Origin of the sequence: Pantoea sp. S61, from assembly GCF_016625145.1 — a bacterium.
Lineage (GTDB): Bacteria > Pseudomonadota > Gammaproteobacteria > Enterobacterales > Enterobacteriaceae > Pantoea > Pantoea rwandensis_B.
This window is the reverse complement of the sequence record NZ_JACVUO010000018.1, coordinates 71,135-97,813: the sequence shown is the minus strand read 5'-3', so window position 1 is coordinate 97,813 and position 26,679 is coordinate 71,135. Positions and strand designations below refer to the sequence as shown.

Below are 26,679 nucleotides of genomic sequence, written 5' to 3'. Positions count from 1 at the left end.
GGCACATCATGGTGGTGAACTTTAGTCACCCCCATGATGGCTACCGAACCGGGTGCATCATTCAGTCAACATTGAGTCGGGTCAACTATTTAAAATCCGCATACGGCTCAAGCGGTTGTGGTGGCATATCCATGTCGCCGTTCCAGCCGCCCATTGAGTAACGCATGTAGATCAAGCCGTGGCTTGGGGTGTAATCCTTGGCTTGCTGAATATCCATGGCGAGACCGACTGACCAGTGTGGCGTGATGCGGCGTTCTACCACGGCTTGCAGGGTGTAACCGAAACCGTTGCCGGAGCTGCTGTCGGAGGTCGGGTTGGAAGCCAGCGTAAAGCCAGGATTGACCGGATATCGCTGCTGGCCGTCGGTTTGCGATTGTGACCAGGAGACCGAGCCGCCCAGATCAAACGACCAGTTCTCAGTGCGCTGGCGATAAGTGACCGGCACCGCCAGCGAGAAATACTGCTGCGGACTGTAGTAGCCGCCCTGGCCGAAGGTGTAGTCGCTAAGGTCTTTTTGGTAATGCCACAGCATGCTGTTCAGGCCGACGGTGGCGCGGCGATTATCTTCGTTGATCAGTTTGTAGTAATAGCCGGCCATCAGGCGTTCACGGCTGTTATCTGCGACATTTTCCCCGGTAATTTGGTGGGCGCTGATATCGGCCCATACGCCATTCGCGCCGCCCTGATCGTAACTCAGCCCCACCGAACCACCGGTTGCCACTACGCCGCCCCAGGTTTTGCCGCCGTTGGCCGCCGGATCGCGCGCACCAGCATAGGCCAGCAACGAGCTGGAGATTGGTCGGCGTGAAGCGGTGAACGTCACGCCCATATCATCAATATCGGTTTTCCAGCTCAGACCGCCTACCCAGTTAGTGACTTCAAAGCCGAGCGGTGTGGTGCCGATATCGCCAGACCAGCGATCGTTATGCCAGCCAACGCCTATCGCCGTGCCTTCATCACGTTGGGTAAAGTCGCGGCTACAGCCTCCGGAGTTATCATCATTACAGCTACCAAAGCGTTCGCTGTGGCTGCCATTGCTGGTGGAGAAAGTGCCCGCTGATACCAACACATGATCGACGCGCACAAAGCTGCGCCCGTCGGCCAGCGGTGTCTCCGCCTGCATCATGGTGGTATGCGCGGTGAAATCGGAGATACCGCCGGTGCCTTTATCGCGCGAATAATCCTGTTCAAGCGTGAAGGTGGTGTCCTGCTGACGATAGATATCGGCGGCATCGCTGCGAATACCGCGCTTCAGCCAGTCATCGCTGGCGTCGTTACGCGTCAAACGGGTATAGCTGTCATTATCCTGCGGCGCGTCGGCGCTGATACCGCTGGCCGTCATTGCCAGACGATAGTCTTGCTGCGCCGCATCAGGCTGTTGCTGCTGAGTTTCCAGACGTGCCGCATCGCGATAGACCAACGCTTTGCTTTGCGAGGGGGCTTCTTTGGCGGCGCGCGTTTTTAAATCGTTGAAAAGCTGCTGCGCATGCGCCGTGTCGCCGCTGTTTTGCCATGCCAGCGCCACGCGGCGTCCGCTGTTGATATTTTGCTGCGCTACACTGGAGGGTAAAGCCTGCAGCGCCTGACGAGCTTCGTCTGGGCGTTTCAGGGCGATCAGTGCTTCGATACGGCCCAGTGCTGCATCATTGTTGGTCGCATCCTGCTGCAGTACACGTTGGTAACTCGCCAGCGCCGCTTTCGCGTCGCCGCGTTCCAGTGCCCAATCCGCCAGGGTGATATCACGTCGCGTTGAGGCCGGTTGCTGTTGCAACAGTGCCAGCGCGGCAGATTCATTGCCGTTGGCGCGCAGCTCGCTGGCACGGGCGTACACTTTATCCTGCGTTAAGCGATCCGCCAGCTCATGCATATTGCTGTCCCAACGCGTTTCCGGCAGGCGATGCAGTGCCGCCAGCGCAGCATCATCCTGATCGCCGGACGAGAGCCACAGCGCCCAGGCATAGAGCGCGGCGGGTTCCTGCGCGTGCTGGCGCACCATGGCGTCCATCACCTGTGCGCCTTGGGCTTCTTCACCGCTGCTACGCAGTGCGTTGGCTAAGCGGTAAGAGAGCCAGATATCGTTGGGATTATCTTGTGCGGCCTGGCGGTATTTCACCACCGCCTGATGCCACTGACCTTGCTGCGCCAGCGCATCCGCTTCAGCACGCAGGCTGTCGCTGCGCAGCGATCGCAACGTCTCGGCCAGTGACCGCTGTTGCGCGGCGGGCAGGGCATTGATAAACGCCATGGCGCGGGCAGGGGACTGCTGCTGATACAGCGCAGCCAGTCGGCGCACGGCGGTGGTATTGCTGCGATCAAGGCGCAGTGCCTGTTGCCAGTACTGTTCTGCCTGGGGATCATTTTTTCGCGCCTGAGCGACGTCACCGAGGCCAATCAACGCCCAACTGTCACGATTATCAATGGCCTGCGCGCTGCGATACTGGCGTTCCGCGCTCGCTAAATCACCCTTTTTCAGCGCATCGTCGCCGTTATTGATCGCCAGCCAGTAACGATTGGTTTGCAACAGCGACTGCCATTTGCCCACTTGTGTACTGGCCTGCCCGGCCTGAATCGCTTTCTGCAGCCAGCTGATCGCCGCTGCGCGGTTATTCGCTCGCGCCTGCGCCTGACCCATCGCGCCCATCAGCTCGGCATCATTCGGGTTGGCTTTTAGCGCGGCGTTGAGTGACGCAATGGCACCCGCGCCACCGCCGGCATCCACCAGCGCCAGCCCGCGCATGCGCTGACGATAGGCGGGATCGGCCAGCAGCTTCTGTTGTCTTGCCAGCTCTTCCTCGCCGCGCTGTTGCGCATCACCGGAAGTAAACACCTGCAAATACTGCTTCAGAGTGGCCACCGTGCCCTCTGACACCGGCTGATATTGAATCTGCTGCAGCCAGAGTTCGGAGGCGGCATCACGTCCGCCGTCACGATTGGCCAGACGACGCAGCTGCACCAGCGCCTCGCCGGGCTGATTGTTATCAAACGCCATGCGCGCCAGCTGCAGTTCTACACCGATGTTGCCGGGATAACGTGCTTCCAGCGCCTGCAACTGGCGATAAGCGGTGGGCTGCTGACCGGGTAAACGCGCCACCAGCCGCCAGTATTCCAGTTCGGTATTCACATCCGGGAACACGCCGTGGAACAGGTCATCCCAGGCCGTTTTGGCTTCTTCTACGCGGCCTGCCGTGGCCAGTAAACGCGCCTGCTGCAGTTGCTGGCGCCCTTCAGCGCTCATCAGCCGCAGGCCGGTTTCCGATTCACGCGTCGCCGCGTCATTGGGCGCCGCTTTCTTTAGTTCATCGAGCAGCGTCTGCGCTTTAGCCTGATCGCCCTGACGCAGCGCCATGCGGATTTGTGCGGCCAGCACCTGCGGGTTATCAGGATCGATTTTTTCCAGACGATAAAGCGACTGCTGCACCAAATCATACTTGTTGGTGGATTCACCGGTGCGAATCTGCATCAGCAGCCATGCCACCGGTGACACCTGCGGACCCTCGGCAGCCATGCCGGAGCCCGCCAGGATACTGGCAATCAGCAGCCCGAGTGGCAGTTTATTCATCGTCTTCCAGCTCGGCCAGGCGGCGACGGCTCACCATGCGCATCAGGCGCCATGCCATCAGAGCAAACAGAATCACCACCACGACGGCACAAATCGCCAGCCATACCGGGTGGGTCGCCAGCAGGTTCCACAAACGTTCCCACCATGGCAGATGGCCGACGAAGTAGGTATCGCCGACGCGCACGCTGGTGACGCCCGATTCACGCACGATGGTGGCAGACCCGAACACAGCGGCGCGCTTGCCACTGTCGAGCAAGGCATTGTTCAGCAAATCCCAGCCGCGCGGGCTGTCGGCTAACAGTGCGACCACGCTGCGCTGATCGTTAAACGGCGACTGGAAGCCGACTATCGCCCCCATCGGCCCACGTGAGCTGATACCGGTCTGGCTTTCAACCGCGCGATCGCTGGCGGACACCGGCACGTTCTGCGCGGTAATCGGACGCGATGGCATGTTGATCCAACTGCGCGCCGCATTCACCAGCAGGTTGATCTTCTTATCGTCCTGCAGATCCTGCGGAATGCCGCCGATCATCAGCAGGTCAGCGTCTTGGTCTTTTGCCTGCTTCCAGTCATCGCTCATCTGCACGCGCAGCGCCGGATAGCCGGTCTGTGCACCTATAGCGCCCAGCGCGTTCAGCATGGTGCTGACTTCACCGTTGGCGGGTTTCGGTTGCACTAACACCAGCGTCTGCGCCAGATCGGCGTAGCGGCTGTAAGGGAAACCGGCGTTGGCGTAAGCACCCAGCGAAGGCATTTCGATGTAGTGGCGATAGCCGGAGAAGTCGATGCTGGAGTTGTCATCGATCACCACATGATGGCCTACAGCGGTGACGGTTTCGCAGCGACCGTCGGCGGTGCCACCGATAAAGGTGTTAGCGTAATCAAAGCTGAAGCGCAGTTGGTTGACCACGCCGAGACGCAGCGCCGGGATGGTCAGTTGGCGGTTGCTGTCCTGCAGACCTTGCATCAGGGGAATGCGCATGATCTGCTGACCTGCCGTGTCTTTCGGCGTCAGCGGGTAATCCTGCATGAACTGATTGTTCAGATGCACCGCCAGACGCGATCCATCTTGCTGGATCGGCGAGGTGTAGCGGTAAATCAGATCCATGTCGATGCCGCGCGCGCGCACCAGGAACAGGTCGGGCGGCAGGTTCAGCGTCAGGCTGATGGGATTCGGTTGTAAACCATCGGCCTGCAGCTGGTTCTGATAATGCGTCAGTTCAGCAAATGTGGTGCGGCGATCGGTGCGCACCCAGTTAGGCGCATCATAGGCCTGACGCGGTGCCAGCATTTTCACGCTGTCGATGGTCGAGGTATCACCACGCAGCAGCAGTTCGCCCTGGGCAATGCCTTCGACGGCAGTCAGCAGATCGTTGTCATCCCGGCCGAGGATCAGCAGCATTTTTTCGTAGGGATTGTCCGGCTGGCTCACCATTTCCACCGTGGGTTTCTCCACCGGTGGCAGATCTTTCAGGAAGTCAGGGCGATGGTCATTGGTGGCAAACACCACCGCATGCTGCTCTTTCGGCAACTGGTTATACAGTACCGGGAAGGATTGACCACGCCACTGCGCTTTGCTGCCGAACCACGAAGCCAAAATACCCGCCGCGCGCTGCTGCAGCAGGTTAGGCTGATTGCTGAACACCATCGGTAACTGCAACGGGCGGCTGTCACGCGCATCAAAGAACGGTTCCGGGAAGTGTGACAGGTCGTTCTTCAGCGGCAGTTTTTGCAGCGTCAGATCGAGCTTGCTCTCTTTACCGATATCCATCCAGATGGTGCTGTTGGCCGGGTTCTCACACACGTTGGCGTAGTGACCCACCAGTTCGAGGCGCACGCGGTTAAAATCGCCAATAAAACGCGGATCGATCGGCAACTGGGTTTGATCCTCTTTGCCCAGCTGATCGGCGGTGACGGTGACCAGCCCCACCAGTTCATCGTTGAGATAGACCTTGAGCTGCGACAGCGTCGGGATCAGCGCGGGTGAAGGGCGATAGCTGAGCGTCAGCAAGGCGCGAGTCACCACTTCATCACTGCGCACGCCGAACTCAATCTGGCTGGTGGGCTCCGTGCCGCGCAGTGTCATGCTGCCTGGCGGAGGCGCGACCTGATTAAACAGCAGTTGGCTGTCGCGCAGCGGGGCATTGGCATCCAGCGGCTGGCTGACTGTTGGCAGCGGTATCTGTGCACTGGTGCGCGGCGCTTCAGGAGCGGAAGGCTGCGGCGCGGCCTGTGCCAGCGTTGCGGTGCCCAGCAGCAGGGCAGTAAACCAGCTCAGTTTTCTCGTCATGGTCATATCATCAACTTATGAAAAATCGGTTTTGATTGCCGCAGGTGCGCGGCCAATGCCCTGTGGCAGCAGTGTCGCCAGCCAGCTCACCAGGGAAGTCAGTGCCCGGAACAGACGGCGCAATGGGACAGGGCCATACTCCGCCAGACGCAGGTAACCTTTGAAACCCAGCACCATAATATCGGCCAGGCTTTGCACCGGTTTATCTTCCGGGAAGCCGTCCTGCCACAGCGCCCAGGTATCGGCACGGGCGAAGGTACACTGGATAAATTCAATATGCTGGCGAGTGGTGAGCTGATGCAGGCGAATACCGGCGCGTCGGCCGAATACGCGTTGTACCTGGCACGGGAAGCTGAATTCCTGCTGGCCACGGCGCAGCAGCAGCCACACGGGCTCATCCTCTTTCAGCGCATCCGCTTCACGCAGTTCGACACCCACACCGCCATCTGAATAGTCACGCAGGGTGCACGGCACCATATGGCCATCTTCACGTGCAATGGCGGCGGGCATGGCAATCTCGACGCGATGTGCTTCGCGAATCTGGCGCGCTTCCACTGAAACCGCCACGGCGCCGCCGAGAATAATCATGTTGTATACCACCCACACCAGGCTCACCCAGATGGTGAGCATCTCGTTGGCTGGGCCATACGCCATGCGCCAGAACGCCATGCCGATACCCGCAATATTCAACAGCACCAGCATCATATAAGGCTTGGTGATCACCCAATCGAGATGACGCTCTTCGACCAGGCCGCCTTTCGCCGTGACGTTGAACTTGCCTTTGTGCGGGTTAAACAGCGCGACGGTGGTGGGACGCGCGATATACCACGCCAGCACCGTTTCATACACTTCACTCCAGAATGAGTGACGCCAGCGTCCCTGAATGCGTGAGTTAGTCAGGCTGGTGTGCACCATGTGCGGCAGCACATAGATCGCAATCGCCAGTGCGGGCGCGTAGATGATGTAGGCGTGGCACAGCAGAAACGCCAGCGGAGCCAGCAGGAAGATCAGGCGCGGAATCCCGGCGAGGAAGTGCAACATGGCGTTGGCGTAGCACAGCCGCTGTACCAGCTTTAAGCCCTTGCCCATCAGTGGATTGTCGAGGCGGAAAATCTGCACCATGCCGCGCGCCCAGCGAATACGCTGGCCGATGTGCGCGGACAAACTCTCGGTGGCAAGGCCCGCCGCCTGCGGAATACGAATATAGGCAGAGGTATATCCCTGACGATGCAGACGCAGCGAGGTGTGCGCATCTTCGGTCACAGTTTCAACGGCAATGCCGCCAATCTGATCCAGCGCGGTGCGGCGCAATACGGCGCAAGAGCCGCAGAAGAACGCTGCATCCCAGGTATCGTTGCCGTCCTGCACCAGGCCGTAGAACAGCGAGCCTTCATTCGGCGTCTGGCGGAAGCGACCGAGGTTACGCTCGAACGGATCGGGTGAGAAGAAGTGGTGCGGCGTTTGCAGCATCGCCAGGCGGTGGTCTTTCAGGAACCAGCCCATGGTCAGCTGCAGGAAGGAGCGGGTCGGCACGTGGTCACAGTCAAAAATCGCCACGTAATCACTGCTGCAGGCCACTTTCAATGCATGGTTGATGTTGCCCGCTTTGGCATGCTCGTGGGTGGGGCGCACCACATAATTGACGCCCACGCTGGCGGCAAATTCGCGAAACTCCTCACGGGTGCCGTCATCCAGCAGATAGATGTTGAGCTTGTCCTGCGGCCAGTCGATGCCCATCGCGGCATAAATGGTCGGTTTCACCACGCTCAGCGGCTCGTTGTAAGTCGGCACCAGAATATCGACGCTGGGCCAGGAAGTGATTTCCGGCGGCATTGAAACGGGCTGGCGATTCAGTGGCCACAGCGTCTGGAAGTAACCCAGCACCAATACCGTCCACGAATAGGTTTCAGCGCCAATCAGCAGCAGACCGAATGTCAGACTCAGCGGATCGTCCCAGTTCAGGGTCTCGGTGTAGCGCCACCACAAATAGCGGCATGAAATAGTGAGCGACAGCACAATCAGCATGATGGTGGAGAGGCGGCCCGGCACGCGGCGCACCATCATTGCCAGGCCCCACAGCAGAAGTACGAAGACAAATTGCGTGGTGATGCCAAACGGCTGTGAAATACACAACAGCGCCAGCAGGCTGGCGACAATCGCCGCGACAATAAACAGCAGTTGGCGTATACGCGGTGGCAGTTTCTGCAAGAGCTGTTCGGTACGCAGATGAACGCCCGTTTTCGCCATGCGTGCGGGAAGCGCTCCCAGCCATTGATAACACTGCTGACGCCAGCGGAAAAGTGGGCCAAACGCGTTAAACCGTTTACGCTCGCTGCGTGCGCTGTTATCGAGCGGTAACACCAGCATCAGCCACAGGCTCTGCATGGCGTAACGCAGAACGTCTAACGGGCGAGGACGCAGCGGTGAGATTTGCGGATAGTATCGCTGACGCTGTTGCAACAAGCGCTGCCAGCCGGGCGTTTCCAGCCGCAGCAGCGACCAGGCGAGCACGCACCAGAGCAGATGCAACATCACGGTTAAGCGGCCCGCGCCATGCTGGCGAGCCACGCGGGCACGGCTTTGTAGCGCCTGCCAGGCCTGAGGTACCAGCAGCCAGCGCAACGGATTCACGCCGCACCACCCGCAACGTTCAGTATTAGCCAGTTCGCCAGCGTATTGATTTCTTCGCTCGCCAGTGCATGAGGACGATATTCGCCCACCGGTTGTTTCATCATCAAGGCTTCTGCCAGTGCTTCATCGCGGTGAATCACCTGCGGAATCAGGTTCTTCAGCGTGCGCAGCCACAGTTGATGCAGATCCTGTTGTAGCTGGCTGTTGGCGTTGAATTGATTAATCAAAAACAGCGTATGCGGCAAAAAACGCGGATGGTGCAACCGCAACTGGCAGTTGGCATCCAGCGATAGCACTTGCAACAGACGATCGGCGTGAATGGCGAAGGATCGTTGCCACGGCAGTAGATCCGCTGGAAGGTCGAAGATCACCCAGCGATAGTGTGATTTCAGGGCCGGCAGCGCCTTCAGCAACGGCGCAGCAAGCTGTTCGTCGGCATTTTGCAGACTTAAGCACTGCTGAGGGGTTAACGCGCCGAACGGTAAAAAATCGAGACCGGTTTGATAGCGCTGCGCACACTGTTGCCATGACTGCTGTTCCAGCAGTGCGGGAACCCAGCCCTGGGTGTGATTGAGCGCTAGATTAAAATGGGCGGCCAGTTGATTCGAGGCGGAAAAATCTATGACCAGCACCGACTCCTGTAAGGCATTAAGCGCCCAGCCAAGCGCCGCACTGAGTGATGTTGCGCCACAACCGCCGCGCAAACCTTGTAAGGCAATAACCGGCATTAGCGTTCTGGCTCCTGAGCGGCAGATAATTCACGCAGCAGCGGCCAGCGTGTCAGCAGACTATTCAGTCGCTCTTCGCGGGCAATATCAATGTAACGAAATGCCTTGAGGGAAAAGGCTTCGCTCAGGGTATTAATGTCATCCTGATCTTCAGTAGTTGACGCGACCAGCGAAAAGGCATTCTCTGTTTTCATTACTTTTTGCCACCAAAAAACAGCAATGGATGAATTGTGGTTCTATTTTTTGTTAAGTTTAAACCCGGCAAAATGCGCAGACTATGCAAAAATCGATATCATTTGAGATAGCGCAGGTTTTATTTATTTCAGCAGTTCCAATCGTCGCCGTCTATATTAAACTAGCCTGGATTGTTCTGATCGCGAAACAAATATGAAAAATCGCTATGCGCTTGGCCTACAACAGGTTCAGCAGGAATTCGTTACCCTGCAAAATCCGGGGTTTTATTGGATTACCAGTCAGCGTCAGGAAGACGCGCGGGTACTGCTGCGTCAGGTGGTGAGCCATCAACAGGCGGCAACCCTGGTCAGTTCAGATGAGAAGCCTCAGTCATTACTGACGCCGGACCCACTGACAGGACCGGCGCGCATTCCCTTATTTTCGCTGCCGGCCAATAAAGCCAGCTTGCAGCATCTGGAGAATGATTTCGCGCGTGTGCTGAATAGCCGAAGTGGTTTAATGCTGTTTTACAGCAACGCTGCGCAGTGGAGTAAATTATCCGAGGATGAGCTGACGCTCTGGGTTAAACGCATGCGGCGGTTGTTGATCAAAAAACAAATCACGCTGTTATTGATCACCTCGGGGGCGTCAATTATTCATCTGCGTAACCATCTACAGCGTTATTTTCGCCAACTTGATGGTGTCGCACATTTAGAATTCCAACAGGATAGTTGGCAATATCGAATTAACTGGTGGTACTCCGCAGACAAATTACTGGCTGACCGTGCGATTCGCTTGAGTTGTAATGAGAATCAATTCATTGCCATTAATGACGTTGAACAAACCACCCCTCTTAGCCTTAATGATGAAAATCAGTTTCTGGCACAAGAAGGGGTGCTGGAAGGCGCACCGCCGCTCTCCAGCCAGTGGCAACTGTTTAGCGATAATGAAAGCGTCTTCTCGCGTGCACAACAGGCCAACGCCGCCACGGTCATTTTTAGCCTGGCCCATAACCAGGACATTAATGCCCTGGCAAAAATGGTCCACAGTTTGCGCCGTTCGCGCGGCAACGCATTAAAGATCGTGGTGCGCGAAATCAGTACCAGTCTTAGGTATAGCGATGAGCGATTGTTACTGGCGTGTGGCGTGAATGCCATCGTGTCCGGCGCTCAAACGCTGTCACGCTTTCTCACCACGCTGGAAGGGATTCAGGGCCAGCAGTTTACGCGTCATGTTCCGGCCAACTTGCCCGCGCTGATGCAGGCACTCCAGCCGTTGCAGCAAAAAGGGTATCTTCAGTTGGAGTCTTTCTGCGCGGCGGTGCAGCAGCTGATGAGCAATACGCTGCTGCCGGAAAACGACAAAGGGCTGATGGTGGCATTGCGTCCGGTGCCACAGTTGAAACCCGAGCAAATTTTGACGCTGTGCAAACCGCGTCGTTTCGGTGATTTGGTGACGCTGATTAACGATCGCATCTATCTGTTCCTGTCATCTTGTCGCTTCAACGATTTGGATATTGCGCTGAAATCGATTTTCTCGCTGCCGCACGATGAGCTGTTCAGTAATCGCGTGGTGTGGTTTGAGGACAACCAGATTTTGTCGGAAGTGCACAAGATTCGTCAGCTGACGCCCGTGGCGCAGCGTGAAGTGCCGATGGCGCCCATTGAAGCCCCTCAGGCGAATAAGGTGTCCGCTGCTAACCTGCGTGGGGCGCAAACCCCGCAGCCCATTATTCTCAACCTCGATGGAGATCGCCGCTAATGACACTGATGGATTGGGTGCAGGTGGCGATCCTGCTGTTATTAATTTTACTGTTCCTGAAATCGTTGTTCGTGCGCTGGTTACCGCGCAGTAGCACCAGCCTGCTGATGCGTCTGCTGCCACCGCGTGCGCTGAAGTCGGAAGGGCAGTGGCAACGCAAATCTGCGAAAACGGATACCAAACCGTAATGAGTGATAACAAACCTTCGACGCTGCACGCTTCGTGGTGGCGCGGTCTCGGCGGCTGGAATTTCTACTTCCTGATCAAATTTGGTCTGTTGTGGTACGGCTACCTGAATTTTCATGCGCTGAGCAATCTGGTGTTCCTGGCCTGGCTGCTGTTCCCGCTGCCGTCACGTCGTTTGCACCGTGTGCGCCATTGGATTTCGCTGCCGATTGGCTTCGCGCTGTTCTGGCATGACACCTGGCTGCCGGGGCTGGAATCAATCATGAGCCAGGGCAGCCAGGTTGCGGGCTTCTCCTCTGCTTATCTGCTCGATCTACTGGAGCGCTTTATTAACTGGCAGATGATCGGTGCAGGCTTTGTCTTGCTGGTGCTGTACCTGTTTGTCGCCCAGTGGATTCGCATCACAGTGCTGGTGTCACTGATGCTGATCTGGCTTAACGTGCTGACCATTGCCGGACCGGCGATGAATCTGCTGCCAACCAAAGCGGCGACCCCGGAAGTGGCACTGAGCAACCCACCTGCGGCAACCAAAGCACCGGATGGCCTGGACCAGTCAGCACCGCCGACCAGCGCCAATCTGACGTCCTGGCTCAATCGCTTCTACGACAGTGAGCGCCAGCGCGCGACCCATTTCCCGGATGCGCTACCCGCGGACTCGCAGCCGTTTGATATTTTAGTGATCAACATCTGTTCGCTGTCCTGGTCGGATATGGATGTGGCCCAGCTGCGTGATCATCCCTTGTGGAAACACTTCGATATTCTGCTGAACAACTACAACTCAGCCACCGGCTACAGCGGTCCGGCGGGGATCCGTTTATTGCGTGCCAGCTGCGGCCAGACTTCACACTCCAATCTGTATAAGGCCACCGACCAGCGCTGCTATCTGTTTGATAATCTGGCGAAGCTGGGCTTTAAGCAGGAACTGATGATGGATCATACCGGCGTGTTTGGTAACTATCTCAAAGAGTTACGTGAAGAGGGCAATTTGCAGGCACCGCTGATGTCACAAGCGGGAATAGCACCAGAATTGACTTCGTTTGATGGTTCGCCGGTGTTTAATGACGGTCAATTGATGCAGCGCTGGCTCGACGATCGCACCAAAAGCAGCGATGCGCGCAGTGCCACCTTCTACAACCTGATTCCGTTGCATGACGGCACGCGCGAGCTCGGCAGCACGCGTACCGCTGACTGGCAACCGCGCGCTAAAGTACTGTTTGATCAGCTGAATACGTTCCTGACCAATCTGGAGAAATCGGGTCGCCGCGTGATGGTGTTGGTGGTGCCGGAGCACGGTGCTGCACTGCAGGGCGATAAAATGCAGATGTCCGGTCTGCGTGATATTCCCAGCCCAGGTATTACGCATGTACCGGTGGGCATTAAATTTGTCGGGATGAAAGCGCCGCATCAGGGGCAGCCGTTGAGCATTGATACGCCAACCAGCCTGCTGGCGATTTCCGAAATCATTTCCCGTGTGGTGGATGGTCAGGTATTTAACGCCCCGAACGTCAATATGTCGATGTTAGCGGATAATTTGCCGCAATCACCGGTGGTGTCCGAGAATGATAATGCGGTGGTGATGATGTATCAGGGTAAACCCTGGATTCGTCTGAACGGCGGCGATTGGGTGCCTTATCCGCAATAGTTGGGGTCGCGGCGCAAACTTTGCGCCGCGACTTTAACGTGCACAATTCCTAATCACCACTTTATCTCGCCCTTCCTGCCTTTTTTCGACTTTATCCCGGCGCATAACAATGCTCACCTGCGATATACTCGCTGCGCATTTCATCTAAATACACGGCTTTAGCCGCCGGGAGAGGTTTTTGTTGCGCGTTAGTCGCTCGTTAACGATAAAACAGATGGCAACGGTGTCCGCCGTGGCAATGGTGACCATCAGCATTTTTATCGTCATCCAGTTATTCCACTTTGTGCAGCAGCGCAGGATTGACTACGCCCAGCAGATGGAAAATATCGCGCACACGGTGCGCCAACCGCTGTCAGAAGCCGTTCTGAAAGGCGATATTCCGCAAGCCGAACGTATCCTTAATACCCTGAAACCGGCGGGCATCCTGTCTCGTGCCGATGTGGTATTACCGAATGCGTTTCAGGCGCTGCACGCCGATTTTGTGCCGGAAAAACCGGTACCGCGTTTTGTGGCGCGTCTGTTTGAGCTGCCGGTGCAAATTACCCTACCGCTCTATTCAGTTGAACGCACCGGGCTGCCCAAACCGATTGCCTATCTGGTGCTGCAGGCTGACTCGTCGCGCGTTTATCAGTTTCTGCTGAGCACGTTATCGACGATGATCACCACCTATTTGCTGCTGGCGCTAATCCTCTCGGTGTCGATTAGCTGGTGTATCAATCGCTTGATTGTTCATCCGTTACGTAATCTGTCGCGTGATTTGCAGGAGTTGCCGCCGCAGGCCATCCTCACGCACAAGCTCGATTTGCCGAATAATCATCGCGACGATGAAATCGGTATGCTGATTCGCAGTTACAATCGCAATCAGCAGGTGCTGGAGTCGATTCATGATGAAATGAGTCGCATGACCACCCATTTTGCTGTGACCGACCTGCCCAACCGTGCTCTGTTCCTTGCGTTACTGGATCAGCACGCCAGCCATCGCCATAGCCGTCAGCCGTGGGGATTAATGGTGATTCGTATCGAAACGCTGCAGGAAGCCAACGGTGTACTGAGTGATGAACAGCGCGATACCCTGATGCTGACGCTGGTGGAGAAGATTCGCAGCACCGTTGACGATCACACCCTGCTGGCGCAAACCGGACCTAGTGATTTCGCGCTACTGATGAAGCGTGCGCACAACCCGTTCCGCGCCATGCGCCTTGCGCGTAACCTGATGATTCGCATCAACCAGCCGGTGAATTTGCATCAGTTACAACTGCGCCCAAACGCCAGTATTGGTCTGGCGCTGCATGATGACAGCGTTGTCAGCGCCAGCGAGCAACTTGACCGCGCGACCTCGGCAATGATGTCGGCGCGTCATCAGGGCAAAAACCAGATTCTGTTCTTTGATCCGGCGCTGACTGAGCGGGCGCAAAAACGCCTGACGCAGGAGCACGATATCCTGCAGGGTTTGCAGGATGGTCAATTTGCACTTTACCTGCAGCCGCAAATTAATATGCAAACCGGTGAGCTGGCGGGTGCGGAAGCGCTATTGCGTATGCGTATGCCGGATGGCAGCTATGGTTTGTCAGAAGAGTTTATCGCCAGCGCGGAAGAGATTGGGGTGATTTCCGCGATTGGGCGCTGGGTGTTTGAAGAAGCCTGCCGCATCCTTGCCGCGTGGCAGAAGCTGGGCATCAATATTCCACTGAGCGTCAATATATCGGCAGTGCAGTTGCGTGACCCCAGCATGGTGAGTCATTTGCAGGGCTTGCTAGAGCGCCATCGTATTGCTCCCGGCAATTTCGTGCTGGAAATTACCGAAACCGCGCAGATTGGCGATGCCGAGCAAGCGATTTCGCTGCTGCGTTCACTGCAGCAAACCGGCGTGGCCGTGGCGCTGGATGATTTTGGCATGGGTTACTCCAATCTCAATTACCTGCATCAGTTTAAAGCGCTGCCGGTGAACAAGCTGAAGATGGACCGCAGTTTTGTTGCGGCGCTACCGGATGATGACACCATGGTGCGTATTGTCGCGGCGATTGCGGACATCATTCATCTTGATGTTATTGCTGAAGGCGTGGAAACCGATGAGCAGCGAGACTGGCTGCTGGCACGCGGAATTACGATAGGGCAAGGCTACTTATACGCTGAAGCGCTCCCTCTCAACGTCTTCAACCAACGCTGGCTTGACAGCTCGTCACATCCTGAATAATCACATTGTTTATTGATTTTACTCACGAAATTGCTATCAAGCGGTTTGCTGAAGCGTTTCAGTTCATAGTTAGAGTTTTGTAACTTTTGTAAGGAATGTAAGGGTATATTAATCCTGTTAATGGAGTGTTATTTTCCCGCAATCGGTAAGGTTTTTCGCTTCCAGGCGGCTTGCCGCATGCGTTCTCCATAATAACGGCGGTGAATTCCGTCTATACCTGGACACCTGTTATGAAACTGTTCAAAAGCCTCTACTTTCAGGTGCTGGTTGCCATCGGCATCGGCGTTCTGTTGGGCCATTACTATCCTGAGTTAGGCGCGCAAATGAAGCCGCTTGGCGATGGTTTCGTTAAGCTGATCAAGATGATCATCGCCCCCGTGATTTTCTGTACGGTGGTGACCGGTATTGCCGGCATGGAGAGCATGAAAGCCGTTGGTCGTACTGGCGCAGTTGCGCTGCTCTACTTTGAAATTGTCAGCACCATCGCGCTGATTATTGGCCTGGTGGTGGTTAATGTGGTGCAGCCGGGCGCGGGCATGAACGTTGATCCCGCGACGTTGGATGCCAAAGCCGTGGCGGTTTACGCCCAGCAAGCACAGGATCAGGGCGTTATTGCCTTCTTGCTCGATATCATTCCGAGTAGCGTGATCGGTGCCTTTGCCAGCGGCAATATCTTGCAGGTGCTGCTGTTCGCGATTCTGTTTGGGTTTGCCCTGCATCGTTTGGGTAATGCCGGTACCGTGATGTTCAACGTCATTGAGAGCTTCTCGAAAGTGATCTTCGGCGTTATCAATATGATTATGCGCCTTGCGCCCATCGGTGCCTTCGGTGCCATGGCGTTTACCATCGGTAAATACGGCGTGGGCTCACTGGTGCAACTCGGTCAGTTGATCATCTGCTTCTACATCACTTGCGTGCTGTTTGTGGTGGTGGTGTTAGGTTTGATTGCACGCTGGGCCGGCTTCAACATCTTCAAATTTGTTGCCTACATCAAAGAAGAGCTGCTGATCGTGCTGGGTACCTCTTCATCTGAATCTGCGCTGCCGCGCATGCTCGACAAGATGGAGAAGCTGGGTTGTAAGAAATCGGTGGTGGGTCTCGTTATTCCAACGGGATACTCTTTTAACCTTGATGGCACCTCGATTTACCTGACCATGGCGGCGGTATTTATTGCCCAGGCCACCAATGCGCACATGGATATCTTCCACCAGATCACGTTGTTAGTGGTGCTGCTGCTCTCCTCAAAAGGCGCAGCGGGCGTGACCGGCAGTGGCTTTATCGTGCTGGCGGCCACCTTGTCTGCAGTCGGACATTTGCCTGTAGCAGGTCTGGCGCTGATTCTCGGTATCGACCGCTTTATGTCTGAAGCGCGTGCATTGACCAACCTGGTGGGTAACGGTGTGGCGACGGTCGTCGTGGCGAAGTGGGTCGGTCAGCTGGATGAGAAGCAGATGAAAGCGACGCTTTCTTCAGCGAAAAAGGTCAATAACGCCTCACAAACCAGCGTCTGATCGCCTATTTGCGTTAATTTCCCGAGAAATGCCCGCTGTCGCTTGCCCTGACAGCGGGCATTTGCATAATAAACCCCATTGATTTTTTTCCCGATTTTTTACCTCGTTGCGCGACATCCTGACCTTCCTGTGGTCAAAGAGTCTGTTCTTCATTAAACGTGGCGGCTAATGGCCGCGCCGGTCACCAAAGATGTGACCGCACATGTCGCGATAACGAGCGTTGATCTGTTTATGTAGGGGTTCACATGCAGGGCACCAGAATTCGACTTTTGGTTGGCGGATTAATCCTTGCGGCATCCGGCTTTGGCGCGCACGCCGAGACACTCCAGCCCGATCCCGCGTGGCAGGAAGGCAAACTGGACAATGGTTTTAGCTGGCAGTTACTCACCACGCCACAACGTCCAAGCGATCGCATTGAATTACGTCTGATTGTTAACACCGGTTCACTGGTGGAGAGCGCTCAGCAAACCGGTTTCAGCCATCTGATACCGCGTCTGGCAATGGTGCACAACACCGCGCTGGATACCAATCAGCAGCGTGCACTGTGGCAGCAAGCCATGGATCCGCAACGCCCGCTGCCGCCAGCGATCTCGTCGTACGATTACACCCAATACAACCTGAGCTTGCCCAACAACCGCCCGGAGCTGCTGAAAGAAGCGCTGAACTGGCTGGCGGCAACCGCAGGGAAAATGACCATCAATGAGCAGGTGGTATCAACCGCGCTGACCGCGACCGATCCTATCGCCACCTGGCCGCCAAATACCCAGGATGTCTGGTGGCGTTACCGTCTCAAGGGTTCCGCGATGCTGGCGCACGATCCGGGCGAACAGCCGCGCGCGCCGGTCGATATTGCACAGCTCAACAGCTTCTATCAGCAGTGGTACACGCCGGATGGCATGACACTGTATGTGGTGGGCAACGTTGACAGCCGCAGCATGGCAGAACAAATCAACAAAACCTTCTCCGTGCTGAAGGGGAAACGGGTGGCGCCCGCAGCACTGCCTACGTTGTCTCCTTTGCCACATCAGCCCGTCAACCTGGTCAATGGCGGGATGAGTCAGGATCGCCTGTCGCTTGTGTGGGATACGCCGTGGCAACCGATTCGTGACTCGCAAAACTTACAGCACTATTGGCAGAGTGATTTGGCGCGCGAAGCGCTGTTCTGGCATGTGCAACGCGCACTGGCGGACAGCAAAGCACAGAGCGTGCAGGTGGGCTTTGATTGCCGCGTGCTTTATCAGCGTGCGCAGTGCTCCATCAACATGGACAGCCCGAACGCATCGCTGGCGCAGAATATGAACCAGGTGGCGAAAGAACTGGCGGCAGTGCGAGATAAAGGCTTACCACAGGATGAGTTCGATGCGCTGATGGCGCAGAAGCTGCTGGAACTGAATAAGCTGTTCGCCACCTATGCGCGCACGGATACCGATATCTTGATGGGGCAGCGTCTGCGCTCGCAGCAGAACGCGGTGGTGGATATCGCGCCGGAGCAGTATCAAAAGCTGCGTCAGGCGTTTCTCAGTGGGTTGACGCGTGACCAGCTGAATCAGGAATTGCGCCAGCAGCTGACGCAGGAACTGACGATGGTGCTGATTCAACCACAAGGTGAAGCTGAGACCAACGTGAAGATGCTGCAGGACGGCTGGGATAAAGTGATGAAGGTACCGGATGCTCCTGCAGCACCGGCGGCTTCTGATGAAGCTAAACCGGAAAGTAACGGCAGCGCGAGCGCGACCGACCCGGCTCAACCATCGTCATGACACAGGTTTTATCATTCATGGTCGAGTTATCGAGTCTTATAATTCATGGCACATGAGATCGCCAAAATAATTTGAGTGGCAGCACAAAAGCGCCTTGGGGTGCTTTTGAACAGCGCATCCATGCAGCCATCGTCGCTGCGTTTCAGGGCATGAATTATCCCCGAAATAATTTGAGCTGCAGCAAGGCGGCAAGTGTGTTCATCCCCAGGCGCTGACTTAAGCCAGTGACTGGGGCGAACGCGCGCGGCCAACGCCGCTGCAGTGCAAAGTATGAAGGGGATTAGGTCTTAGCGCGTAGCCATTCGGTGACCAGCATCGGCCAACTGGCGAGGGGCAGATCGGCGACGCCGCGAATGCCAAATCCATGGCCGCCTTTCTGATAAAAGTGAATTTCCACCGGCACCTTGTGTTCACGCAGGGCGCTGAAAAACACCATGCTGTTGTTCACCGAAACCGCTTCATCATCAGTAGCGTGAATCAGCAGCGTTGGCGGTGTCTGCGCATGTACGCGCGTTTCCATTGAATACGCATCAATCAACCTCTGATCCGGCCATGCGCCGAGCAGGCGAGTGCGCGAACTTTCGTGTGCCAAACCCTCGCGCATGCTGATCACTGGGTAGAGTAGCACCATGGCATCCGGGCGCGGCGAGAAGCTGTCGGCCTGATCCTGCACCGGATAAATTTTCTCACCAAAGCGCGTCCCCAGGCTGGCAGCCACATGCCCACCCGCTGAGAAGCCCATCATCACAATATATTTACCGTTCATGCCGCGCTGCGCACGATCGCGCAACACGCGCACCGCACGTTGTGCATCGGCCAGCGGGGCATCGGGACCTTCGTGGTGGCCATCGTAGGGCAGGCGATAAGTCATCACTGCCAGCGTATAACCCATCGATGTGAAGAACGTGGCGAGGGCACTGCCTTCACGGTCAATCAGCACTCGCTGATAGCCGCCGCCGGGCGCGACCAGCAGCGTAATGCCGTTGGAGGTTTCCGGGTGCCAGATCGCCATTTCAGGGCAACGCACGCCGGTCGCGGCGCGGTCATAGGGTTCGTACTCTTTGGCGAGATCGACGATTTGCGGCTGAGCGCGCGAATCACTCGCGCCTGGCGCATCACCGTGTGGCCAGATATTAATGATTTCTGTGTGCATAAATCAGTCCTGAGCGAGTCGTGTTGTCATTATTTTGTTCGCGGCCGGATTAACAGCGTCCTGCTGTTATTGATTAAAACATGGTCTGTTTTCGCGCTGGCGTCCAGCCGAAAACCCACCATTTCTGCAGTTTCGGACTATGCCTGGCGGCCCGATTTCTGTCCGTAATCTATTGAATTTAAATTGATATGGTAAGAGTTGCTAAACTGGCGAGGGCGGATATGAGCCAAAGATGGATCGCTGGCGAGGTTAGTTGAAATTCGCAGTGTAATGTCGTGGTTTAAGACAAATTATCCTGTGCATTGCGTAAGTCGTGATTATCAAATCAACAGCGGCAAAGTGAACGCCTGGCGCCAACAGATATCCAGCGGCGCCAGGCGTCGTGCCTGAAATAGCGCCGCTGGAAAATGCTGACAGGAGGGTTACTGCGGCATAGCGCTTAAAGGGATAATGGCTCCACGATGTTGGATCACCGTGCTGGCGGTGAGATGACCGCGCGCGGCCGCATCTTCTGCACTCCCTCCGGCTAAACGCACGGCCAGATAACCTGCACTGAAAGAGTCGCCTGCGGCCGTGGTGTCGATCACCTTCGCTTTAGCCAGCTTGATGGCAGGCACTTCACGCAGCGGCTCATCGCCTATCGCCACTAAACAGGAATCGGCACCGCGTTTGATGGCAATCTCCTGCACACCGGCTTCGCGCGTGCGTGCAATCACTGCGTCCAGCGGCTGCTCACCCCACAGCAGGTGCTCATCATCCAGCGTCAGGAAGGCGATATCGGTATGATGCAGCATCTCGGCATAAGCCTGTTGCGCGCTAGATTTGTCTGCCCACAGACGTGGACGGTAATTGTTATCGAAAATGACCTTGCCACCGTTCTGGCGACAGGTGCTGAGCAGTGCCATCAGCTTCTCCCGGCTGGCAGCTGGCAGAATCGCCAGGCTTATACCGCTGAGATAGAGGTAATCGTAGTGGGCCAGCTGGGCGCAAATTGCGTCAGACTCTGGGCCATCCAGCCAGAAGCGTGCAGCGGCATCATTGCGCCAATACCAGAAGGTGCGCTCACCGTGTTCGTCGGTTTCAATGAAGTAGAGGCCCGGCATTTTATTGTCGAGGCGCTGAATGAGCTGGGTGTGAACCTGCTCCTGCTGCCAGGCAGCGATCATCTGGTCACTGAAACTATCGGTGCCCAGCGCGGTGACATAGTCCACCCGCAGCTGCTGGCTATCTGACTGGCGTGCCAGATAAACCGCTGTGTTTAGCGTGTCACCGCCAAAGCCACGTTTGATGTTCTCACCTTTTTCGGATAGCTCAATCATGCATTCGCCAATGATGGCAATGTTCTTCTGCGTCATGGTCTTCGGCCTGTAGTGAATTCTGCCCTCGAGTCTCGCGTCTGGTATGGCAGCTGTCAATGGTTTTTAAAACGACGTTTTAATTTAACTTAAGGTGCCTGAACCCTCTCTCCACGGCGATTTAACGGACAAAGCGCCGCTTGTTTTGCCGATTAAGCCTGAAACGCGCTGATACACTCAACTGCTCGTGAGGTGGCTGAGACCAATAAAGTTATCGTGTTACTCGCCGATACTTGCCGCTGAGAAACAATTTGCAGGCACCCACCACCTACCAGGAAAAAACCATGGTGATGAACAATTTAAGTCATCGGCTGCCTATTTCAATTGAACTGGAGCAACAACAGGAAACGCGTTTCTTCTGGCAGCAGTGCCAACGATTCTATACTTTCCAGCCGATTTACCAGGTCTCCGGCCGTTTACTGGCTATTGAATTACTGACTGCGGTGACACACCCCTCCGCACCAGAGAAAAGGTTGTCGCCCGAAACCTATTTTGATGCGCTGACTATCGCGCAGCGCCTTGATGTCGTCGAGGAACAGCTTGAGCTGTTATTACAGTGGTCACACTTTTTCAGTCAGCGTCAGCTGGTGGCCTCGGTGAATATTGATGGTCCGACGCTGTTGGCCATTGAGCAGCATGACGATATCCGCCAGTTGATTACGCAGCTCCCCTGGGTGCGTTTTGAACTCACGGAGCACCATGCATTGCCGCAGGAAGAGATGGTGGCGAAGATGCCTGAGCTGGGGCCGCTGTGGCTCGATGACTTTGGATCAGGCATGGCAAACTTCTCTGCGCTGACTGAGCTGCGCTATGACTACATTAAACTGTCGCGCGAACTGTTCATGCTGCTGCGCTCTACCGATGAAGGTCGCTCGCTGTTCTCCATGCTGCTGGCGTTGATCAATCGCTATTGCAACGGCGTTATTGTTGAAGGCGTGGAGACCGAAGAGGAGTGGCAGCAGGTGCGTAATTCGCCTGCGATGGCGGCACAAGGCTATTTCTTCTCGCGCCCTGTTCCCTTCAGTACGCTGGAATCCCTGGCGCTCGAGCTTCCCTGATCCCGATCCGCAACGTCTCGACTACAGTTATGTGAGACGTTGAGGGCAAGGAGGAAGCAGAATGTCACGTACGGGAAAAGTCCTGAGTTGGGTGTTCGGGATTTTATTGTTGTTGGTTGTGGTGGTGGTGGTGATTATCGCCACGTTTGACTGGAACCGCCTGAAGCCAACCATCAACCAAAAAGTCTCCACTGAGTTAAACCGGCCTTTCGCCATTCGTGGCGATCTGGGTGTTGCCTGGGTGCGCAATCGCGAAGAACCTGGTTGGCGCAGTTGGGTGCCCTGGCCGCAGGTGCATGCCGATGACATTATGCTGGGCAATCCGCCGAATATTCCCGATGTCACCATGGTGCATTTGCAGCGCGTTGAAGCCACGCTTGCGCCGCTGGCGCTCCTGCATAAACAGGTTTATCTGCCATGGATTAAAATGCAGCTGCCCGATGCGCGGCTGGTGCAGACGGCGGATAAAAAGAATAACTGGACCTTTAACTTAGCCAGCAGCGAGAGCAGCGATGCCAATGCGCCGCCTTCTGCCTGGTCTTTCCGCCTCGATAATATTCTCTTCGATAAAGGCCAGATTCGTTATCGCGATGCCATCAATAAAGCCGATGTGACCGTCACCCTTAATCCACTGGGTAAACCGGTGCCTTACGCGCAGGTAGCGGGCGGTAACGACCAGCAGAAAGGCGCGGGCGATTTTGTCTTTGGCTGGCAGGCGGATGGAACCTACAACAATCAGAAACTGACTGGCGACGGTAAGATCGGCGGCATGCTCTCGTTGCGCAGCAAAACCACACCGTTCCCACTGCAGGTGGATGTGCGCAACGGCACCACGCGCGTGCGCGTTGACGGGACGTTGCAGGATCCTTTAAATCTCGGCGGGCTGGATGTGCGTCTGCGCTTTGCTGGCGATACGCTGGCGAATCTGTACGGTTTAACTGGCGTGCTGCTGCCTGATACGCCGCCGTACGAAACTGACGGCCATTTGATCGCGCGCTTCAATGAAGAGAAAGGGCCGCTGTTCCGCTACGAAAACTTCAATGGTCATATTGGCGATAGCGATATTCACGGTTCGCTGGCTTATCACCAGGTGAAACCGCGCCCAACGTTGACCGGAGAATTAACCTCGAACCAGTTGCGCATGGCGGATTTAGGCCCGCTGATTGGTGTGAATTCGGGCAAGGGCAGTGAGAAAACCCAGCAGGCCAAAGCCCAGCGCGGTGACGCTTCGACTCAACCGGCCGATCGCGTGCTGCCGCATGACAAGTTTGATACCAAAAGCTGGGACGTGATGGATGCGGATGTGAAATTCAGCGGAAAACGCATCGAACACAGCAGCAAGCTGCCGCTTAGCGACCTTTATACCCATCTGCAGTTGAAAAACGGTGACTTGCTGCTCGATCCGCTGCGCTTCGGCATGGCGGGCGGCAGTATCAACTCCACCATTCATCTGGAAGGGGATAAAAGCCCGATGCGCGGTCGCGCGGATTTGCATGCGCGTAAGCTGCAACTGCGTCAACTGTTCCCGAATGTCACGGCGATGCAGCGCAGCCTGGGTCAGTTAAACGGCGATGCCAGCCTGAGCGGTACCGGCAACTCGGTAGCGGATATTCTGGGGACCAGCAACGGTGAACTGAAACTGCTGATGAATGATGGATTGATCAGCCGTAGTCTGATGGAAATTGCCGGCCTGAATGTGGGTAACTATGTGGTCGGCAAACTGTTTGGCGATGATGAGGTGCGCATCAACTGTGCCGCCACCGATCTCAATATCCGTCAGGGCGTAGCCACGCCGAAAGTGTTTGTGCTGGATACGGAGAATGCGGTGATTAATGTCACCGGCAACGTTAACTTTGCCAATGAAGGGCTGGATTTATCTATTAATCCAGAGAGCAAAGGGATTCGTATCATCACCTTGCGTTCGCCGCTGTATGTGCGTGGCACGTTCAAAAATCCGGATGCCGGAGTGAAAGCCGGGCCGCTGATCGCACGTGGCGCCGCCGCAGTAGCGCTGGGCGCGGTGGTGGCACCGGCCGCAGCCCTGCTGGCACTGATTTCACCCAGTGATACTGATGCCAATCAGTGCAGTAATGTGCTGCAGCAGATGAAAAGTAAAAAATGATCAGTTACGCCACAGCACTTTGATGATGTGATACCCAAAGGCGGTTTTCACCGGCCCGTAAGGCTGCAGCAGCGGGCAGGAGAACACCGCCTTATCAAAGGCGGGCACCATCTGGCCTTTGCGGAATTCGCCCAGATCGCCACCGTTACGCCCTGATGGGCAGGTGGAGTGCTTTTTTGCCAGCTGCTGGAAGTTTGCGCCCTTTTCCAGCTGGGCCAGCAGGGATTTGGCCTGCGCTTCATCCTTGACGAGGATGTGCAAAGCTGCCGCGGTTTTCGCCATGTTGGTGTCTCTGTATGTATGTATAATGTTCGGCGCATTATATCCCCGTCCTACTTCAAATTGCAGGTGCGTTGGCTGCGTATGCTTGATACGGTGACTGATTGAGTCAGTTTCCGGGAGTCGCTCACCTGTCCATATTCCTGCCATGCGAAATCGTCAGGGGATCTCCTTTTCATTAGTTGAGTGATATTCCGTTATGCGTTTAAACCCCGGCCAACAACGTGCTGTCGAATTTGTCACCGGTCCCTGCCTGGTGCTGGCCGGTGCAGGCTCGGGTAAGACCCGCGTCATCACCAATAAAATCGCCCACCTGATCCGCGAATGTGGCTATCAGGCGCGCCATATCGCTGCAGTCACCTTCACCAATAAAGCCTCGCGCGAGATGAAAGAGCGTGTTGCGCAAACGCTCGGACGCAAAGAGGCGCGAGGCCTGATGATCTCCACCTTCCACACATTGGGACTGGAGATCATTAAACGTGAATACAAAGCGTTAGGGATGAAAGCGAGCTTCTCATTGTTCGACGATCAGGATCAGCTGGCGCTGTTGAAAGACCTCACTAAACAGTGGCTGGAGGAAGACAAAACGCTGTTGCAGCAGCTGATTTCCACCATTTCCAACTGGAAGAATGACCTGGTCGATCCGCAGGGTGCGGCTGGCCTGGCCAAATCCCAGCGCGACCAGATTTTTGCCCACTGCTATCAGCTGTATGACCAGCATCTGAAATCCTGCAACGTACTGGACTTCGACGATTTGATTGCACTGCCGACGCTGTTGCTGCAACGCAATCAGGAAGTGCGCGAGCGTTGGCAGCAGCGTATTCGCTATTTATTGGTGGATGAGTATCAGGATACCAACACCAGCCAGTATGAGCTGGTGAAACTGCTGGTGGGCGCGCGGGCGCGTTTCACCGTGGTAGGTGATGATGACCAGTCAATTTACTCCTGGCGTGGCGCGCGGCCGCAAAATCTGGTGTTGCTAAAAGAGGACTTTCCGGCGCTGGAAGTGGTGAAACTGGAGCAGAACTATCGCTCAACCCAGCGCATTTTGAAGTCAGCTAACATCCTGATTGCCAATAATCCGCATGTGTTTGAGAAGCGCCTGTTCTCTGAGCTGGGCGAGGGCAGCGAGCTGAAGGTGCTGAGTGCCAACAATGAAGATCATGAGGCCGAGAGGGTGGCCGGTGAGTTAATTGCCCACCACTTCGTCAACAAAACCGCCTACAAAGATTATGCGATTCTCTATCGCGGCAACCACCAGTCGCGCGTCTTTGAAAAGCAGCTGATGCAAAACCGTATCCCCTATCGTATTTCTGGCGGCACCTCGTTTTTCTCGCGCCCGGAAATCAAAGATTTGCTGGCCTACCTGCGCGTGCTGACCAATCAGGAAGACGACAGTGCCTTCCTGCGTATCGTCAATACTCCGCGCCGCGAGATTGGCCCCGCCACGCTGCAGAAGCTGGGTGAATGGGCCAACCTGCGCAATAAAAGTCTGTTCAATGCCAGCTTCGATATGGGACTGGAACAAACGCTGAGCGGGCGCGGACTGGAGCATCTGCAGCGTTTTACTCAATGGCTGAATGAGATTATCCAGCTGACGGAACGCGAACCGGTGAATGCGGTACGCGATCTGATTCGCGGTGTCGATTATGAAAGCTGGTTGTTTGAGACCTCGCCAAGCCCCAAAGCCGCCGAGATGCGCATGAAAAACGTCAACACGCTGTTCCAGTGGATGACGGAGATGCTGGAGGGCGATGAGCTGAATGAGCCGATGACGTTGGCGCAGGTGGTGACGCGCTTCACGCTGCGCGACATGATGGAACGCGGTGAGAGCGATGAGGAGAGCGATCAGGTACAGCTGATGACCTTGCACGCCTCCAAAGGGTTGGAGTTCCCGTATGTTTATCTGGTCGGTATGGAAGAGGGGTTGTTACCGCATCAGAGCAGCATTGATGAGAACAACATCGAAGAGGAACGCCGTCTGGCCTATGTGGGCATTACCCGCGCGCAAAAAGAGCTGACCTTTACCTTATGCCGTGAACGTCGTCAGTATGGCGAACTGGTCCGCCCGGAACCGAGCCGCTTCCTGATGGAGCTACCTCAGGATGATGTGGTGTGGGAGCGCGAGAAAAAAGTGATCAGCGCCGAGGAGCGGGTGAAAACCGGGCAGACGCGTGTCGCGGGTTTACGTGCGATGCTGGAGAATGCGAAGAAGGGGTAAATCCCCCGCCGTTCGTTCAGGCCTCTGGCGAGAACAGTTGCGAGCGTAGCGGAGG

17 protein-coding genes are annotated in these 26,679 nt (G+C 56.0%); 9 read left to right on the top strand and 8 right to left on the bottom strand.

Annotated elements, in window-relative coordinates; all coding sequences use genetic code 11:
* Positions 1-85 precede the first annotated feature (85 nt).
* The 5 genes from bcsC to bcsR are packed head-to-tail and all read right to left on the bottom strand — an operon-like array spanning position 86 to position 9,402.
* Positions 86-3,559 carry a cellulose synthase complex outer membrane protein BcsC gene (bcsC, locus tag IAE30_RS24615; RefSeq protein ID WP_200681153.1) on the bottom strand — a complete coding sequence of 1,158 codons (3,474 nt, stop codon included), beginning with the start codon at positions 3,557-3,559 and terminating at the stop codon, positions 86-88.
* Positions 3,552-5,849, bottom strand: coding sequence for a cellulose biosynthesis cyclic di-GMP-binding regulatory protein BcsB (gene bcsB / locus IAE30_RS24610; protein WP_255530329.1), 2,298 nt, complete (start codon positions 5,847-5,849; stop codon positions 3,552-3,554). The genes bcsC and bcsB overlap by 8 nt, the downstream gene beginning before the upstream one ends.
* Before the next feature lie 15 nt (positions 5,850-5,864).
* A complete protein-coding gene (bcsA, locus tag IAE30_RS24605) occupies positions 5,865-8,480 on the bottom strand; it encodes a UDP-forming cellulose synthase catalytic subunit (RefSeq protein ID WP_200538367.1) in 2,616 nt (871 codons plus the stop codon).
* Positions 8,477-9,208, bottom strand: coding sequence for a cellulose biosynthesis protein BcsQ (bcsQ, locus tag IAE30_RS24600; protein WP_200538368.1), 732 nt, complete (start codon positions 9,206-9,208; stop codon positions 8,477-8,479). The genes bcsA and bcsQ overlap by 4 nt, the downstream gene beginning before the upstream one ends.
* A complete protein-coding gene (gene bcsR, locus IAE30_RS24595; protein ID WP_200538369.1) occupies positions 9,208-9,402 on the bottom strand; it encodes a cellulose biosynthesis protein BcsR in 195 nt (64 codons plus the stop codon). Before bcsR ends, bcsQ begins: the two co-directional genes overlap by 1 nt.
* Positions 9,403-9,595: 193 nt before the next feature.
* On the opposite strand from bcsR, the gene bcsE reads away from it, so the two are divergent.
* The 6 genes from bcsE to IAE30_RS24565 all read left to right on the top strand — a co-directional run bounded on the left by bcsE (position 9,596) and on the right by IAE30_RS24565 (position 18,436).
* Positions 9,596-11,143 (top strand): cellulose biosynthesis protein BcsE, encoded by a 1,548-nt coding sequence (gene bcsE / locus IAE30_RS24590; protein WP_200681151.1) that lies wholly within the window; start codon positions 9,596-9,598, stop codon positions 11,141-11,143.
* A complete protein-coding gene (gene bcsF / locus IAE30_RS24585) occupies positions 11,143-11,331 on the top strand; it encodes a cellulose biosynthesis protein BcsF (RefSeq protein WP_038643825.1) in 189 nt (62 codons plus the stop codon). Before bcsE ends, bcsF begins: the two co-directional genes overlap by 1 nt.
* Positions 11,331-12,971 carry a cellulose biosynthesis protein BcsG gene (bcsG, locus tag IAE30_RS24580; protein ID WP_200681150.1) on the top strand — a complete coding sequence of 547 codons (1,641 nt, stop codon included), beginning with the start codon at positions 11,331-11,333 and terminating at the stop codon, positions 12,969-12,971. The genes bcsF and bcsG overlap by 1 nt, the downstream gene beginning before the upstream one ends.
* A gap of 181 nt (positions 12,972-13,152) precedes the next feature.
* A complete protein-coding gene (hmsP, locus tag IAE30_RS24575; protein ID WP_197080216.1) occupies positions 13,153-15,165 on the top strand; it encodes a biofilm formation regulator HmsP in 2,013 nt (670 codons plus the stop codon).
* Positions 15,166-15,395: 230 nt separating this feature from the next.
* Positions 15,396-16,676, top strand: a complete 1,281-nt coding sequence (locus IAE30_RS24570; protein ID WP_038643822.1) for a dicarboxylate/amino acid:cation symporter — start codon at positions 15,396-15,398, stop codon at positions 16,674-16,676.
* Positions 16,677-16,921: 245 nt separating this feature from the next.
* Positions 16,922-18,436 (top strand): pitrilysin family protein, encoded by a 1,515-nt coding sequence (locus IAE30_RS24565; RefSeq protein ID WP_038643821.1) that lies wholly within the window; start codon positions 16,922-16,924, stop codon positions 18,434-18,436.
* Between the two features lie 280 nt (positions 18,437-18,716).
* Here IAE30_RS24565 and IAE30_RS24560 read toward each other — a convergent pair whose 3' ends face one another.
* Positions 18,717-19,589 carry an alpha/beta hydrolase gene (locus tag IAE30_RS24560; RefSeq protein WP_200539212.1) on the bottom strand — a complete coding sequence of 291 codons (873 nt, stop codon included), beginning with the start codon at positions 19,587-19,589 and terminating at the stop codon, positions 18,717-18,719.
* A gap of 422 nt (positions 19,590-20,011) precedes the next feature.
* The gene (locus tag IAE30_RS24555) at positions 20,012-20,944 is read right to left on the bottom strand and encodes a sugar kinase (RefSeq protein WP_045833202.1); all 933 of its coding nucleotides are present in this window, start codon (positions 20,942-20,944) and stop codon (positions 20,012-20,014) included.
* A gap of 284 nt (positions 20,945-21,228) precedes the next feature.
* Here IAE30_RS24555 and pdeH point away from each other — a divergent pair, with 284 nt between their 5' ends.
* The gene (gene pdeH / locus IAE30_RS24550) at positions 21,229-22,002 is read left to right on the top strand and encodes a cyclic-guanylate-specific phosphodiesterase (protein ID WP_038643818.1); all 774 of its coding nucleotides are present in this window, start codon (positions 21,229-21,231) and stop codon (positions 22,000-22,002) included.
* Positions 22,003-22,063: 61 nt separating this feature from the next.
* Positions 22,064-24,124 (top strand): AsmA family protein, encoded by a 2,061-nt coding sequence (locus tag IAE30_RS24545; RefSeq protein WP_200681149.1) that lies wholly within the window; start codon positions 22,064-22,066, stop codon positions 24,122-24,124.
* On the opposite strand, the gene ppiC is transcribed toward IAE30_RS24545, so the two are convergent.
* A complete protein-coding gene (gene ppiC / locus IAE30_RS24540; RefSeq protein WP_034827827.1) occupies positions 24,125-24,406 on the bottom strand; it encodes a peptidylprolyl isomerase PpiC in 282 nt (93 codons plus the stop codon).
* A gap of 196 nt (positions 24,407-24,602) precedes the next feature.
* On the opposite strand from ppiC, the gene rep reads away from it, so the two are divergent.
* On the top strand, positions 24,603-26,624 hold the full coding sequence (gene rep, locus IAE30_RS24535) for a DNA helicase Rep (RefSeq protein WP_045815001.1): 2,022 nt from the start codon (positions 24,603-24,605) through the stop codon (positions 26,622-26,624).
* Positions 26,625-26,679 lie beyond the last annotated feature (55 nt).

What these genes read in the sequence shown, in the direction of transcription:
- bcsC (WP_200681153.1), bottom strand. Translation starts at nt 3,559, where the DNA reads ATGAATAAACTGCCACTCGGGCTGCTGATTGCCAGTATCCTGGCGGGC.
- bcsB (WP_255530329.1), bottom strand. Translation starts at nt 5,849, where the DNA reads ATGACGAGAAAACTGAGCTGGTTTACTGCCCTGCTGCTGGGCACCGCA.
- bcsQ (WP_200538368.1), bottom strand. Translation starts at nt 9,208, where the DNA reads ATGCCGGTTATTGCCTTACAAGGTTTGCGCGGCGGTTGTGGCGCAACA.
- bcsR (WP_200538369.1), bottom strand. Translation starts at nt 9,402, where the DNA reads ATGAAAACAGAGAATGCCTTTTCGCTGGTCGCGTCAACTACTGAAGAT.
- bcsE (WP_200681151.1), top strand. Translation starts at nt 9,596, where the DNA reads ATGAAAAATCGCTATGCGCTTGGCCTACAACAGGTTCAGCAGGAATTC.
- bcsF (WP_038643825.1), top strand. Translation starts at nt 11,143, where the DNA reads ATGACACTGATGGATTGGGTGCAGGTGGCGATCCTGCTGTTATTAATT.
- bcsG (WP_200681150.1), top strand. Translation starts at nt 11,331, where the DNA reads ATGAGTGATAACAAACCTTCGACGCTGCACGCTTCGTGGTGGCGCGGT.
- IAE30_RS24570 (WP_038643822.1), top strand. Translation starts at nt 15,396, where the DNA reads ATGAAACTGTTCAAAAGCCTCTACTTTCAGGTGCTGGTTGCCATCGGC.
- IAE30_RS24565 (WP_038643821.1), top strand. Translation starts at nt 16,922, where the DNA reads ATGCAGGGCACCAGAATTCGACTTTTGGTTGGCGGATTAATCCTTGCG.
- IAE30_RS24560 (WP_200539212.1), bottom strand. Translation starts at nt 19,589, where the DNA reads ATGCACACAGAAATCATTAATATCTGGCCACACGGTGATGCGCCAGGC.
- IAE30_RS24555 (WP_045833202.1), bottom strand. Translation starts at nt 20,944, where the DNA reads ATGACGCAGAAGAACATTGCCATCATTGGCGAATGCATGATTGAGCTA.
- pdeH (WP_038643818.1), top strand. Translation starts at nt 21,229, where the DNA reads ATGGTGATGAACAATTTAAGTCATCGGCTGCCTATTTCAATTGAACTG.
- IAE30_RS24545 (WP_200681149.1), top strand. Translation starts at nt 22,064, where the DNA reads ATGTCACGTACGGGAAAAGTCCTGAGTTGGGTGTTCGGGATTTTATTG.
- ppiC (WP_034827827.1), bottom strand. Translation starts at nt 24,406, where the DNA reads ATGGCGAAAACCGCGGCAGCTTTGCACATCCTCGTCAAGGATGAAGCG.
- rep (WP_045815001.1), top strand. Translation starts at nt 24,603, where the DNA reads ATGCGTTTAAACCCCGGCCAACAACGTGCTGTCGAATTTGTCACCGGT.